Origin of the sequence: Pseudomonas monsensis, assembly GCF_014268495.2 — a bacterium.
Classification (GTDB): Bacteria; Pseudomonadota; Gammaproteobacteria; order Pseudomonadales; family Pseudomonadaceae; genus Aquipseudomonas; species Aquipseudomonas monsensis.
Genome location: NZ_CP077087.1, coordinates 2,860,946 through 2,877,047 on the forward strand (window position 1 = coordinate 2,860,946; position 16,102 = coordinate 2,877,047).

At 59.6% G+C, this 16,102-nt stretch carries 3 protein-coding genes; 2 read left to right on the forward strand and 1 reads right to left on the reverse strand.

Features of this window, described 5'->3' with window-relative positions; genetic code table 11:
* Positions 1 to 100: 100 nt before the first annotated feature.
* Positions 101 to 919: an alpha/beta fold hydrolase gene (locus tag HV782_RS12620; RefSeq protein WP_123467908.1), complete on the reverse strand. Its 819-nt coding sequence runs from the start codon at positions 917 to 919 to the stop codon at positions 101 to 103.
* 523 nt (positions 920 to 1,442) lie between these two features.
* Between HV782_RS12620 and HV782_RS12625 the strand changes: the two genes are divergently transcribed.
* Both HV782_RS12625 and HV782_RS12630 read left to right on the forward strand, forming a co-directional pair.
* A complete protein-coding gene (locus tag HV782_RS12625) occupies positions 1,443 to 3,149 on the forward strand; it encodes a ShlB/FhaC/HecB family hemolysin secretion/activation protein (RefSeq protein ID WP_128614418.1) in 1,707 nt (568 codons plus the stop codon).
* A 24-nt stretch (positions 3,150 to 3,173) separates the two neighbouring features.
* A complete protein-coding gene (locus tag HV782_RS12630) occupies positions 3,174 to 16,097 on the forward strand; it encodes a two-partner secretion domain-containing protein (RefSeq protein ID WP_186747175.1) in 12,924 nt (4,307 codons plus the stop codon).
* Positions 16,098 to 16,102: the final 5 nt, after the last annotated feature.

Consider the following 16,102-nt stretch of genomic DNA (forward strand, 5'->3'; position numbering starts at 1 on the left):
GCGCCCACCTCAGGAAAGGGGCGCCTTTTTCGTGAACGGCACTTGGCGGTCAAGGAATTGAGTTCGGCACCGGCTGAATCAAATCCTCACGCAAGGCCGCTCAGCGGTTGAGGAACGCCAACAGATCCTCATTCAACGCCTGCGCATGCGTCACTGCAAACCCGTGCGGCGCACCGGCGTAGACCTTCAGTTCAGCGCCCTTGATCTGTGCCGCCGCCTGTTTGCCGGTGGTTTCGAACGGGACGATCTGGTCGCCGTCGCCGTGGATCACCAGGGTCGGCACGTCGATTTTGCTCATGTCCGGGCGGAAGTCGGTTTCCGAGAACGCGGTGACGCAATCCACTGTGCCTTTGAGCGAGGCCATCAGCGCGATGTTCAGGGTTTGCGTGAGCACGCCATCGGAGACTTTCTGGCCTTGGTTGGTGCCATAGAACGGTGCGGCAAAATCGGCAATGAACTGTGCGCGATCTTTCAGCAGGCCCGCCTTGATGCCGTCGAACACCGACTTGTCGACGCCTTGCGGGAAGTCGGCTTTCTGGCCGAACAACGGCGTCACCGCGCCCAGCAGCACCAGGCCAGCCACCCGCTCGCTGCCGTGCCGGGCGATGTAGCGGCTGACGTCGCCGCCGCCCATGGAGAAGCCCACCAGGGTGACTTCGCGCAGGTCCAGGTGCTTGATCAGCTGCGCGATGTCATCGGCGAAGGTGTCGTAGTCGTAACCGTGCCAAGGCTGTTCGGAACGGCCAAAGCCGCGACGGTCGAAGGCAATGGTGCGGTAACCGCGGCTGCTCAGGTATTCCATCTGGTATTCCCACATGTCCGCATCCAGCGGCCAGCCGTGGCTGAACAACACGGGCTTACCGCTGCCCCAGTCCTTGTAATAGATTTCGATGCCGTCGTGAGTGAAGAACGTGCTCATGAAAACTCCTTGCGTCAGGGTTCGCTGATGGGCGTGCAGATGCCGGAATGGCAGCCTTCACTATCTGCGCAAAGCAGGCGGGCGACTTGTATGCAGGTGCTGGGTTGCAATGACGTCTGATTGATCGCCAGGTTCTTTGGTGCAACTTCGAGCGATTATTCGAGGGAGTATGAAGGCGTGAAACGCAGAAGCCTGCAGGGCAATGCCTGTCCGCTGGCCGGCCCCTGCAAACCGTGATCGTCGCGTTGTCGCAATGGGGCGGGGTTCATGTACGCGCCGGGTGAGCCAGGTTCGGTGATGGTCGATGCATAACATCGACAGCCGATTCGCAAACGGGAACTCAGGTCTGCAGAGGGTCGCTTATTGGCGCCCGATGAGGTGGCCACCCGGCTTGCTGTAGAACACTGGGGAAAACCCGCACGAATCCCCGACAGACGGTAGAAACTTAAGTTTGACGTCAAAATGATGGCCATCTAATATCGCGCCATTATTTTGATATCACTTTCGTCTCGAGGGATCGAACATGTCCTCACCCGCCCTCGCGGCGCGGCTGTGCGCAGTTTTGCTGTGCCTGTCTCCGCTTCAAATTGCGTTTGCCGCCCCCACCCCCGGGGAAACCGATCTGATTCGCGATCGCCAGAACCGTTTGCTCGAAGAGCAGCAACGGCGACTGGAAGAACTCAAGGACCTGCCGGGTAAAGAAGCCAAACCTGCGCCACCGACGGCGCCCACGGATAGCCGTTGCTTTCTGATCAAGGACATCGAACTCAAGGGCGCCGACAGCCTCTCCGAGCGCGACAGGAACAGCCTGCTCAAACCCTACATCGGTGAATGTCTCGGTGTGCCGCAACTCAACGCGTTGCTGAAAGTCATCACCGACTACTACATCGAGAAGGGGCTGGTCACCAGTCGCGCCTACCTGCCACAGCAGGACCTGTCCGCCGGCCACCTGAAAGTGCTGGTGGTCGAAGGCAAACTCGAAGGCCTCAAGGGCGCCGAGAACAGCAAGCTGTCGGACCGCGAACTGGCGATGGCATTTCCTGGCAAGACCGGTGAGCTGGTCAATCTGCGCGAAATCGAGCAGATGGTCGATCAGCTCAATCGCCTGCCGTCCAATCAGGCCAAGATGGAGCTGTCACCGGGCGAGAATGTGGGTGGCAGCACGGTGCTGGTGACCAATACCCCGCAAAAACCCTGGCGTGCCGGCCTTTCGCGCAGCAACGATGGCCAGCGCAGCACCGGCGAGCAGCAGTGGGGCACGACGTTCGATTGGGACAGCCCGCTGGGCCTGGCCGATCAGTTGAGCCTGCGTGGCGGTCACGATGCGATGACCGATCACCAGCACACTTCCAGCAACGCCATGCTCAACTACAACCTGCCGTGGGGCTGGTGGAACTTCACCTACACCTACAGCCAGAGCGACTACCGCTCGCAGATCGCCGCCAACGGTTACAACTTCAAACAGACCGGCGACAGCGAAAACCACCAGGTACGCGCCGAGCGGGTGATTTATCGCGATGCCGTCAGCAAGACCTCGCTCAGCACCGGCCTGTCGTACCTGCGCACCAACAACTTCATCGAAGACAGCAAGCTCAAGCTCAGCAGCAATCGCATCAGTGAAGCGCAGTTCGGCATCAACCATGGCCGTCGCATCGGCAATGCTTTCGTCAACTTCGATATGGGCATGCAGGAAGGCATCGGCGCGTTCGACGCCCAGGGCAGTCACGATCCGGGTCCGGGCGAACCGGATGCGCGCTACCGCAAATACACCGCGACCGTGAGCTATCTGCAGCCGTTCAAGCTGTGGGGTGAGTCGCTCAGTTTCAGCAGCCTGATGACCGGCCAGCGCAGCGAAGATGTGCTGTTCAGCCCGCAGCGCACCAGCCTTGGGGGCTCGTCGTCGATTCGCGGTTACAAGGATCAGTCGTTGTCCGGCGACAGCGGCGGTTACTGGCGCAACGATCTGCGCTGGGCGCGTCCGGTCACGGCCCAATGGCTGCAACCGGTGTTCAGCGAATACGGCACCAGCATCGGCTATGACCAGGGCGTGATCCAGAACGGTCGCTACAACGGTGATCAGCACGGGCGCATGTCGAGCAACTCGCTGGAACTGTTCGCCCGCGGCCAGCACGTCGCCGCCAGCGTGACATTCGCCCATTCCCTGGAACGACCGGATGTGCTCACCGAGCGCGAAGCACCGATCTATTTCCGCCTGGATTTCTTCATCTAATTACAGCCTTTCGGGATCATCGACATGGACGTTCGCCAGTTCGCCTTTTTTGCAGCCCAGCCCTCCGCCGCCTTGAAAAGCCGTGATTTGTTCCTCGGCATGCCCAAGCGCGGACTGGCGTTTCTGCTGGCCAACGTCATGTTCTGGCAACCGATGTGGGCGCAGGCCGACGGCATCGTCGTGGCCAACCCGAACACCTCGCTGGACCGCGCCGGTAACGGCGTGCCGATCATCAATATCGCCACGCCCAACGGCAGCGGTCTGTCGCATAACCAGTTCAACGATTACAACGTCGGTGCTCAGGGCGTCATCCTCAACAACGGTGCGACGCAAACGTCGAACACTCAGTTGGGCGGGCACATCATCGGCAACCCGAACCTGAAAAACAGCGGTTCGGCGTCGACGATTCTCAACGAAGTCGTCAGCGGCAATCCGAGCCAGTTGCGCGGCTACACCGAAGTGGCGGGGCAGTCGGCACGCGTTATCGTCGCCAACCCGTATGGCATTACCTGTAATGGCTGCGGCTTCATCAACGCCCCACGGGTGACCTTGTCCACCGGTAAGCCGGTGCTCGACAACGGTCGTCTGGATCGTTTTCAGGTCGATCAGGGCAGCGTTGCCATCGAAGGCGCCGGCCTCAATGCCAACAACGTCGACCGCTTCGAAATCATCACCCGCAGTGCGAAGATCAACGCCGAGATTCAAGCGCAGAACCTGACCATCGTCGCCGGGCGCAACGACGTCAACGCGCAAACCCTCAATGCCACGGCCCGCGCCGATGATGGCAGCAGCAAACCGCAGCTGGCCATCGACTCCTCGGCGCTGGGCGGCATGTATGCCGGGACAATCAAACTGGTGGGCACCGAGGCCGGGGTCGGGGTGAAACTGGCGGGCAATCTGGCCGCCAGTGGTGGCGATATCCAGATTGATGCCAACGGTCAATTGACCCTGGCGCAGACCTCGGCGGCCACTGCCGTGAACGTCAAGGCCAACAGCTTTGATGCCCAAGGTCCGGTCTACGCCGGCACCGCTCTGAACGTGCAAACCCAGGGTGATCTGAGCAACCAGCAAAGTCTCGCCGCGCGCGACAGCATCAGCCTCAGCGCCGGTGGCAACCTGAGCAACAACGGCGTCATCGAAGCCGGGGTCAACGCCGACAACAGCCGCAACAACGCCGGCGACGTGAACCTGAGTGCGCAGAACCTCAACAACAACGGCAAAAGCATCATCGCCAGTCGCAACCTGACGGCGAACGTCGGGCAAACCCTGAACAACCAGGGCGGCACCTTGAGCGCCCAGCAGACCACGCGCCTCACGGCCACCACCCTGGACAACCAGAACAAGGGCAACGTTCTCGGCAACTCGACGGTGCAGTTGAACGCCAGCAAGGTGCTCAACACGCAGGGCGTGATCAGCAGCAGCGGCAACCTCGGCGCCGATCTCGGCGATCTGAATAACCACGACGGCGAGATCTCCAGCGCCGGCACCACCCGTATCAACGCGATCACGCTGGACAACAGCGACGGCCAGGTCACTGGCGACGTGGCGCTGAACATCGGCTTGATCGGCGCGCTGAACAACCGCAACGGCGTGCTGGGTTCCGGTGCGAGCGTCAGCATCACCGCCGCCAGCCTCGACAACAGCCATGAAGGCAGCCTCGTCAGCGACGGCAGTCTGACTGCACGCATCACTGGCCTGTTCGACAACCAGAGCGGCGACCTGAGCGCCAAAGGGCTGGTCGATGTCCAGAGTGGCAGTCTCGACAACCGTGGCGGCAGCGTGGTCGGCAAGGATCGCCTGACCTTGCGCAGCGATTCCGTGGACAACCGCGGCGGTAAAGTTCGCGCGACCAAAGACCTGCAACTCAGCGTTGGCACACTCGACAACCGCGACAAAGGTCTGCTCGATAGCCAGGCCGCCGTCAACTACACCGGCACGCAACTGGATAACCGTGGCGGTTTGCTCAGCGCGACCGGGCCGATGATTATCGGCGTGACGCGCATTGACAACAGCGCCGGACGCATTTCCAGCCAATCCGATCTCACTGCCAACGTGGCGCAGTTCATCAACCAGGGCGGCAAGCTGGTCGCTCCAGGCGCCTTGTTGCTCACCGGCCAGTCGCTGGATAACCGTAACGGCGGTCTGGTATCTACCACAAACGCGCTGAAACTGACGGTCGATGACATCGACAACCGCGGCGGTGAAATCTCCAGCACCGTCGATGTGAGCGTCATCGGTCAAAGCCTGAACAACAGTGACAGCGGCAAGGTCCTGGCCGGAACTACCCTTGGCTTGACTGTGGCCCGGGTCATCAATCAGACCCTCGGACAACTGTTCAGTGTGGGCAACTCGACGCTGGTCGGGCAAAGCCTGGACAACAGCGGCGGCAGCTTCGTGACCCGACAGGGCAATCTGGATATACGTCTCGATAATGCCTTGAGCAATATCGAAGGCCTGATCAGCAGCGAAGGAACGTTGACCGTACACGCCGGCAGTCTCGATAACACCCGCAGTCATCTGTCGAGCGCCGGCGCCCTGGCGCTGACCATCACGGGCAGCCTGAACAACCAGGCGGGTTCGATCGCCACCGACAACGGGCTGAGCCTCGCTTCACAAAGTCTGGATAACAGTCAGGGCGGTTTGATCAGCGGCAAGAAAGCGACCGCGCTGACGACTGGCGTCTTCAACAACGCCTCCGGCGGCAGTTTGATCAGCGGCGACACCCTGGACCTCAACGCAACTGAGGTGAGCAACGGCACCGGAAGCCGGATCGCCAGCGAAAAAGCGCTGACCGCAACGGTCACCGGCTTCGATCAGCAGGGCGGTCAACTGTTCAGCAAAACCTCCCTGAGCCTCGACCTCAATCACGGCCAGTTGAACAACCGCAACGGCCTGATCAATGCACCGCTGCTGGTGCTGAAAAACCTCAAGGATGTCGATAACCAGGGCGGTGAAATCTCCAGCGCCCAGGCGTTCACCCTGACCGCGCAAAACCTCGATAACAGCAACAACGGCAAGTTGATCAGCAATCAGGGCCTGACCCTGCGCATCGAGCAACTGCTGGCCAGCGTCAAAGGCCTGATTTCCGCGCAGAGCGTGGATGTCAAAAGCGCTCGACTGGACAACAGCGGCGGCCTGATCACCAGCCGTGGCACCCTCGGGGTGACGGTGGACGGTCAACTGGTCAACCAGGGCGGTACGCTGATCGCTGACGATGAGCTGAACCTGAAAGCCGACAGCGTCGACAACAGCGAAGGGCACATTGCCGGTAAAGCCGAGGTTATCGCCAACGTCGCGACGCTCAATAACCAGCACGGTGAACTGGTGGCAACCGCCGGGCTGAAGCTCACCGGCAACAGCCTCGATAACCGTAACGGCGGTCTCGTCGGCGCGAATGACGCGCTGCAACTGACGGTCGATGCGGTCGACAACCGTGGCGGCGAGCTGTCCAGCCAGGCTGACGTGACGCTGCTCGGCAGTCGTCTGGACAACAGCGACGGCGGCAAGCTGATTGCGCAAGGTGCGTTGACCCTGACCGTCGACGAAGTACTCAACCGCGCCAAGGGCCTGCTGTCGGGCAAGACCGACCTGACCCTGACCGGACGCAGCCTCGACAGCACTGCGGGTGCGCTCCTGAGCCAGAGCAATCTGAAGCTCGACCTGAGCGGCGATCTGAATAACAGCCAGGGCCTGATCAGCGCCGAGGGCAGCCTTGGCGTGACGGCGGCGAGTCTGACCAACAACCTCGGCAGCCTGTCCGTTGCCGGGCCGTTGACACTGACCACCACCGGCGTGGTGCTCAACCGCGGTGGCCAGATCGTCACTGACGCCAGCCTCAACCTCACCAGTGCCAGCCTCGACAACAGCAACGGCGGCAGCCTCAGCGCCAAAGGCGCGATGGTGGTGCAGACCGGTACGCTCGACAACAGCCACAACGGCAAGTTGAACAGTGGCGATACGCTGGATCTGAAGGCGACCCAACTGACCAACCAGGACGGCGGCCGTATCGCCAGTAATGCCGCCCTAACCGCGAACGTTACCGGTCTGGATCAGCAGGGCGGTCAGCTGTTCAGCAATACGTCGCTGGATCTGGACCTCAATCACGGTCAACTGAACAACCAGAACGGCCTGATCGGCGCGCCGTTGCTGATGCTCAAGAACCTTCAGGACGTCAACAACGACGGCGGTGAGATCTCCAGCACCCAGGCGTTTACTGTGACGGCGCGCAGCCTCGATAACAGCAACGGCAAATTGCTCAGCAATCAGGCCGTGACGCTGCGCATCGACCAGGCGCTGACCAACCTCAAAGGCCTGATTGCCGCCGCCGCGCTGGACATCAAAGCCGCCAGCCTCGACAACAGCGGCGGCACACTGACCAGTCGCGCGAATCTGGACCTGAACCTCGACGGCCTGCTCACCAACCAGAACCTGGGGCTGATCAATGCCACCACGGGCCTGACTATCAACAGCAACGGTCTGAACAACCAGAACGGCTCGCTGCTGGGCAGTGCAATTGCCATTGATTTCGCTGCAGCCACCGCAGACCTGAACAACGACGGTGGCTTGATCACCACCGAAGGCCAACTGAGCATTCAGCACCTGCGTGACTTGACCAACCGCAGCGGCAAGATCGCCAGCAGCCAAAGTATCGACCTTGTTGCCCGCAGCCTCGATAACAGCAACGGCAAGCTGGTCAGCAACAATCGGCTGAATCTCAACACCGGTGCATTGGTCAACCAGAACGGGGTGGTCTCCGGGGTGCAAGGCCTGACGGTCAACGCTGCCAGCCTCGATAACCGCAACAAGGGCACGCTCTCTGCCAGTGATGGCAACCTCAGCGTGACGTTGAGCGGGGATTTGCTCAACAGCGGCGCCGGGGCACTGGTCACCCAGAAAAACCTCAGCGTCACCGCAGCCAATCTGGATAACAGCAACAACGGCGTGGTCTCCAGCACCGGGGCGCAAACCCTGACTGTCAGCGGTTTGCTGAACAATGCGGCGGGTGGTCTGATCGCCACCGATGCGACCCTGGCGCTGCAAGCCATGACGCTGGGCAACGCCGGCGGTACCGTCAACGCCACACAGGACCTGAGCTTCACCGGCACCACCCTGGATAACACCGGTGGCAGTCTGGCCGGCAATGGCGCCGTGACCCTCGACCTGCTTGGTGCCCTGACCAACACCAACGGCAAACTCGCCAGTGGCGGCACGCTGTTGCTGCAACGCGCCACGCAGATCAACAACCAGGGCGGCCAACTGGCCAGCCAGGGCCTGATGACCCTGTTGAGCGGTGGTCTGGACAACCGCAACCGTGGCACCGTCGCCGCCAGCGGCCTGTTGACCATCACCACAGCGGGCGCCATCCAGAACAGCGCCGATGGCTTGATCTACAGCCAGAACGGCGACCTGCAAGTCCAGGCCGCCAGCCTCGCCAACGCCAAGGGCACCGTACAGGCGCAAGGCGCCGTCACCGTTGTCAGCACCGGCGATATCGACAACCAGAGCGGCCGAATCCTCGCCACCACCGGTGATCTTTCCATCAATGCCGGCCAGCTCGATAGCCGTGGCGGTGTCCTCGCCAGCCTGCAAGCGGCGTTCACCGCGCGCCTGACCGGTGTGCTGAAAAACGGCTATGACCTGAACAACAATCGTCAGGGCGGGGTGATTCAGGGCCAGCGCTTGAACCTCAATGCGGCGATGGGCCTCGACAACTATGGCGGCCGTATTTCCGCACAAAGCGGCGACGCCATCGTCGTGACCGGCAACTTCGATAACCGCAATGGCGGGCTCTACGCCAAAGGCAAAATCAACGTCACCGGCAACAACTTCGACAACAGCGGCGACAACGACGGCCAGATCGCCGGCCAGCAGATCGACCTCAACCTGACCGGTGCGCTGAACAACCGCCTGGGCATCATCGAGAGCGACAGCACCCTGGCGATCAAGGCCGCCAGCCTCGACAACCAGACCGGCCAATTGCGTGCCCTCGGCACCAGCGGCAAAACCAACTTCCAGATTGGCGGCCTGTTCGACAACCGCAACGGCACGCTGGAAACCGCCAACACCGACCTGACGCTCGGCGCCGGCAGCTTCCTCAATACCGCTGGCAACCTGTTGCACGTCGGCACCGGCACGTTTGACATCTCCACTAACAACGTCATCAACGCCGGCGGCACCCTCGTTACCCGCGGTGGCCTGACCATCAGCACCGACACCTGGACCAACAGCAGTTCGATTCAGGCCGGGCGCCTGACCGTCAACGTCAACAACCTGACCCAGACCGCCAGCGGCCAATTGCTCGCCTCCAACAGCTTCACCGGCAACGGCGTCAACTGGTTCAACGAAGGCCTGCTGGCCAGTGACGGCAGCATGAACGTCGGCCTGAGTGCCGCTTATTGGGGCCCGGGGCGCCTCACCAGTCAGGGCGACCTGACCCTGAACGCTGCACAAGTCAGCCTTACGGAAGCCACCTCCAGCATCGCCGGGGGTGGCCAGACCACGCTCAATGTCAGTGGCCAACTGGATAATGCCGGTCGCCTGACTTCCGGCGCGGGCATGACCATCAATGCCGGCGGCGTGCGCAACTACGGCACCACGGCCGCCGGCACTGACCTGACTCTGACCACCGGTAATCTGGTCAACGCCAGCGGCCTGATTTTCAGCGGCAGGAACATGTCGCTGCGGGTTGCCGATTTCAATAACTACTACGGTAACGTCTACAGCCTCGGCAATCTGATGATTGACCGCGACGGCCAGGGCGGTCTGGCGAACTCCATCGTCAACCGCTCCGCATCGCTGCAAAGCGACGGCAGCATGACGCTGGCGGCGAGCTCGATCCAGAACATCCGCGACGTGCTCACGGTCAACAACGCCGGCATCTACACCGCGCGCATCGGTGAAGTCACCTGTATCGAAGGGGTCAACGCCGGTGACTGCAGCGGCAAGCAGAACCACGCCTGGGAGATCGTGCAGCGCGAAAAACTCGAGGTCACTGCGGCCAGCGCTGCGTCCAGCATCACCGCAGGTAGCAACCTGAGCATCAATGGCGGTGACCTGCTCAACCAGAGCAGCACCATCGCCACGGCGGGCAACTTCACGGCCAACGTGGCGAACCTGACCAACAGTGGCGTGGAAACCGGTGAGACCGAAACCACCCGCATCTACATGTCCGAGCGCACCCGTAACGCGGGTGGCTGGTACAGCGCAGCAAGTGCCTTCACCAACCAGTACTGGTATGAAAGCAGTGGCTACGACGCCAATAATCTGGGTGGTCTGCAGGGCGGTATCGCCAACTTCATCGGCATGACCGAACGGGAACTGCCGGGGCTGGGCAGCACTCGTAAAATCGCCGGCAGCGACCAGAGCTATTCCGCCGTCATTCAAGCCGCAGGCGCGGTCAACATCACCGCCCAGAACAACATTGATAACAGTGTCGTACGTCCGGGCTACACCTATATCGGTAGCGGTCCGCGCACCGGCACCGGAGCGGGTGGTAGCCAGTTCTCCACGCGCGTCACTGTCAATCAGCAACTGCCGCCGAACCTCGCCCAGCAGCAGGTCAACCCAGTGGTGTTGCCGGGCTTCGCGCTGCCGACCGGGCAGAACGGCCTGTTCCGCCTGAGCGGTCAGGAAAGCACCGCCCCGGTCGCGACCGGCCCGCAGAGCTGGACCATGGGCGGCGCCAGCGTCAACCCGAGCCAGCGCGATCAAACGTTGCCAGGCGTGCAGACGCGCAACATTCTTCTGACGAACAATGCCTCGGCCTCAGCCAGCAACGTCAACCTGAGCACCGTCGATCACCAGACCCAGCAACAGGTTGGCGGTGCCAGTGCGATCGACGTCAGCACGCCGGCAACTGACGCCAGCGGCGCGACCCTGCCGGGGCGCTCCACTGCGTTCACCATCAACCGGGTGCAGGGTGTTCCGGCCAGTACCGGCCATTCCAGTCCGCAGAAATACCTGGTCGAAACCAACCCGGTACTGACCGACCTCAAGCAGTTCATGAGCTCGGACTACCTGCTGTCCAACCTCGGTTACGACCCTGATCAAAGCGCCAAGCGCCTGGGTGACGGCTTCTACGAGCAGACCCTGATCCAGCAAGCCGTGATCGCTCGTACCGGTCAGCGGTTCATCGACGGGCAGACGTCCAACGACGGCCTGTTCAAGTACCTGATGGACAACGCACTCGCCAGCAAAAACGAGCTCAACCTTGCGGTGGGCGTCAGCCTGACCTCCGAACAAGTCGCGGCGCTGACCCACGACATCGTCTGGATGGAAACCGCCGAAGTCAACGGCGAGCAAGTGCTGGTGCCAGTGCTGTACCTGGCCAACGCCAACAACCGCCTGGCCCCGAACGGCGCCTTGATCCAGGGCAGCGACGTGACCCTGATCGCCGGCAAGGACCTGAACAACGCCGGTACCTTGAAGGCCAACAACAACCTGTCGGCCACCGCCACCAACGATCTGGTCAACAGTGGCCTGATCGAAGCGGGCAATCGCCTCGACCTGCTGGCCGGCAACAACCTGATCAACAAATCCGGCGGCGTTATCGCGGGTAAAGAAGTGTCGTTGACCACCACCCGTGGCGACATCATCAACGAACGCACCGTCACCACCCACGAAAGCGACAGCGGCTACCGCAGTGAGCGCAGCGACTTTGTTGATAGCGCTGCGCGTATCGAAGCGGCCAACAACCTGACCATCAAGGCCGGGCAGGACTTCAACAACACCGGTGGCGTGCTGAAAAGCGGCCTGGACACCACGATCAATGCTGGGCGTGACGTCAACCTCGTTTCGGCTGAGCAGGTCTCAGGTGGTCAACGTGGTTTGCACACGGATCAGACGATTACTCAATATGGTTCGGCCATTAATGCCGGTCAGGATCTGAAGGTGAACGCCGGCCGGGATATCTCAGCGGTTGCCAGCCAGATCGACGCCAAACGCGATGTGAACATGAGTGCCGTGGGTGATTTGACCCTGGCCTCGGCGGCGGATGAAGAGCACTCGTACACCAAGACCAAGAAGGTGACGAGTCAGGAGGATCATGTCAGTCAGGTTTCTACCAGCGTGACGGCGGGCGGGAATGTGACGCTGAGTGCGGGCAAGGATCTGGATTTGATTGCCAGCCGGGTGAGTGCGGGGAATGAGGCTTATCTCGTAGCAGGCGAAAATCTGGTGCTGCAATCAGCCGAGGACTCGGATTACAGCTTCTATAGCAAGACCAAGAAATCTTCATCAGGGAAGAAGTCCCAACTTGATGAGACCAGTTCGATCACCAACGTCGCCAGCTCGGTCACCGCGGTGGGGAAAAATGTATTGAGTGCCGGCAATGATCTGACGATCAAAGGCAGCGATGTCATCTCTGAAAAAGCGGGCGTCGGCCTAGGCGCTGGTAACGATGTGGAAATTCTGGCGGTTACGGACTCGAGTAGCGCCCGCCACGAACGGAGCCAAAGCAAAAGCAGTTGGGGTGGTTTGAAGTCGAGTAAGGTCCAGGATCAACTCGCTGAAACTCAGACAACTGCTGTGGGAAGCCTAATCTCGGGCGACACCATTGCTGTCAATGCCAAAGGTGATGCCACCATCACAGGTTCTGCATTGGTCAGTACAAATGACCTGTCTGTCCGTGCCGGTGGTGACTTGACCATTAACGCGGCGCAGAACACTTTCACTCGCACCGAGATGCACAAGGAGAAGAATCGTGATCTGACGGGTGTGCTGACGGCGAACAATCTTGGTATTGATGACATTACCGGTAATCAGCATCTGTCGATCAGTGATCAGAAGCATAACGGCACGTTTTCGCAGACGACTCTGACCGGCAGCACTATTGGCTCTAGTAAAGGTAATGTCAGCCTCGTAGCGAATGGGGATCTAAGTGTCGTTGCCAGTGACCTGATCAGCACCAAGGACATGAGCATTCGTGGCTCGAATGTCACCATCAGCGCAGGTATGGAAACATCGCAGCAAAGCACCGTCGATAAATCCAATAGTCTTGCTGTGGGACGCGTTGTTGGCGGTGCAATTATCGACACCGTCAATACTATTCGTTCTGCGGTGGAGGCTGCCGAAAACGCGGATGATCCGCGACTCAAGGCGGTGAAACTTGCGCAGGCGGCCTTGGCTGCCTATAACCTCGGCGGTATGGCATCGGATGCGAATGATCAAAAAACCGGATTTGCCGACAAGCAAGGCGGTACGGCCAGCAACGGTTCGCTGATTAAAATTGGCACTGAGCTCGCCAATACCCATAGCAAAAGTACCAGCGACTACAAAAGTCAAACGGCGAAGCAAAGTACCGTCAATGCGGGCGGTACCCTATCCATCATTGCCAATGGTAACGCTTCAGAAAATGACGGCGATCTTCACATCATTGGCAGTAGTCTCAAAGCCGCTGCGACTTCGTTGATTGCCAATAACAATGTCATTGTGGAAAGCGCGCAGAACACGTCGGATTGGTCCAACCACAACAGTAATAACAAGACGGCTATCGGCGCCAGCTTCAACATTGGCCAACAAAACGGCTTCACACTGGATCTTGGCGCACAAGTTGCGAAGGGTATGGGTAACGGAAGTTCTGTTACGCAGGTCAACAGTACTGTAGACAGTGGCTCGCTCCTGATTCATAGCGGCGGTGATACGACATTGGCTGGCGCTCAGGTTCGCGCCGATAGCATCAAGGCGCTGATCGACGGCAACCTCAATATCATTTCCCGTCAGGACACCGAAGAGCAGAAAAACAAGCAAGGCAGCGGCGGTTTCGGTGCCAGCATTTGTATTCCACCCTTCTGCTACGGCGCAACTGTTACCGCTTCGGCCAACCTGGCTGCAGGCAATATGAACAGTGAGTACAAAGCCGTCACCGATCAGACCGGCTTATTCGCAGGTGCGGGTGGTTACACCATTGATGTTGGTAAAACCACTACCCTTGAAGGTGGCGTCATTGCCAGCGATGCCACGCCAGATAAAAACATTCTCATAACCGACCGACTCATTACTCGGGACATCAAGAACGTCAGTGAAATCGATGCCCAGTCTGCTGGCGTCAGCCTCTCGGGAGGTTACGGTGGGGCTGGAGCATTCGGCTCGGTGGGCGGACTTTACGGCATTTCTCTCAACGATTCGGACAAAAGTCACACTCGTAGTGCAGTCAGCGAAGGCACGATCATTATTCGCGATCCTGAGGGCGCACAAGATCTGGTCGGTTTGAATCGGGACACGGCAAATGCCAACGAACGGCTCGACAAGCCCGACGAAGGTGGCATGAAAGAGCGAATCGAGCTGGTGAAGAGCTCGATCGAATTGGTGAGGGGCATCGGGAGCGCAGTTGCTGCGGCGAAGATGAAGGAGGCCCAGGATCCAGGAAGTGAGGCCTACCAAGCTGCTCGCGACAAGTTGAATGACAGTGGTGTGGCCAATCCCACCCCTGAAGAAGTCAGTCAGCAAGTTCAGCGCGATTACGGCACAGGCAGCAGCTTCCAGAAAGCCAGCCAGGCAGTTGCGGGAATTGTTCAGGGGATTTTGAGTGGAAACATCGCCGCCGCTATTGGCGGTGGAGCGGCACCATACCTGGCTCAAGCCGTTAAACAGCTGACGGAAGGGGACGATGCGGCCAACCTGATGGCACATGCCGTACTTGGAGCGGTTCTGGCGAAGGCGCAAGGTGGTTCCGCATTGGCTGGTGCTGCGGGAGCCACCGCCGGTGAATTGGTAGCTCGCCTGCTATATCCGGAGAAATCTGCAAGCCAGTTGACCGAGTCGGAAAAGCAAATAGTAGCGGCTCTATCGACTCTCGCCGGTGGGATGTCCGGCGCGCTTGCGGCGGGCAGTGCCTTTGACGCAGCGCTCGGCGCCGGGACAGCGAAAAATGCTGTTGAGAACAATCATCTGAGTGACATAGAAAGGCTTTCACTGAAGGAGTTGCAAAGAAGGTACGAGAAGTCGTGTCAAGGGGCCTCAACTAGCTATTGCGATGGATTATCCAGTGAGATCGCGGGGCTCATCGCTAAAGGTTTCAGCGTCTTAAAAGAGGAGCAAATAGCGGAGGATAACGATTTCACACGTGCTTCTGTTGTCACTACCAAGCCAGGAGATGTGATCGTCTGCGGCACATCACCGAATGGTTATTGCGTTGCCACCGACAAGACCATTGTGACGAATCAGGGAGAAGAGTGGGTTCTGCAACCCGCCACGTTCGCGCAGGCGATAGGATGGCAAGTTAAAAATGACTTGAATGAGCAGAGTGCAGAAGCTCAGCTTAAGGGCCTTTCCAATGAGCTTTTCACTGCCGGTTGTGGCGGGTCAGGTGTGATTGGGATAGGGTGCCAAGGCTATATGGCCGCTGGTGGATCAAATCCGATTACGGGAGAATCCGCTACGACGTCCGAACGGGTCATATGGGGTGTAGAAGGTTTATTGAATGCGTGGGGATTAGGCAGTTCGATTCTCGGCGCAGGCGCGAAAAATTCGATTTCGATCGACAAGAAGTCCGTCGACCTTTTAACCAGCCACCCCAACGCGCATTCTTTTGAGCGACACGGAGGGGCCGTTACCGATGGCGAGCTAATGTATAGGGCAGTGAGCGGCCAAGCACCTGACGGCAGTATCAAAATTGTAAACGGGAAAACTATCGTTCCACCTATGTCATCTGCTTTCAACTCAGATGAGCTGCTTGTTTTTGCAGATCAATCCGTTCGCAATAATGGTGCGCTTCAAGCAGCGATAGCGAGGGATCCAGGGGCCACGGTCGTTACCATCAAGCCATCCGACGTAGGTGATCTCGGTGTCGATCTCGGGCGTGGATTTGAGCGCGTTGGCGGAAGTAAATTGTCCCCTTCTATGCAAGGTGCGCCGAATTTGGTGCCGAACTTGCGCAGCGTTCAGGCAACCTATGAACTTGATAAAGCAAGTAATACATGGCAAACCATTACTATATTTCCAGCTAGGTGATTGCT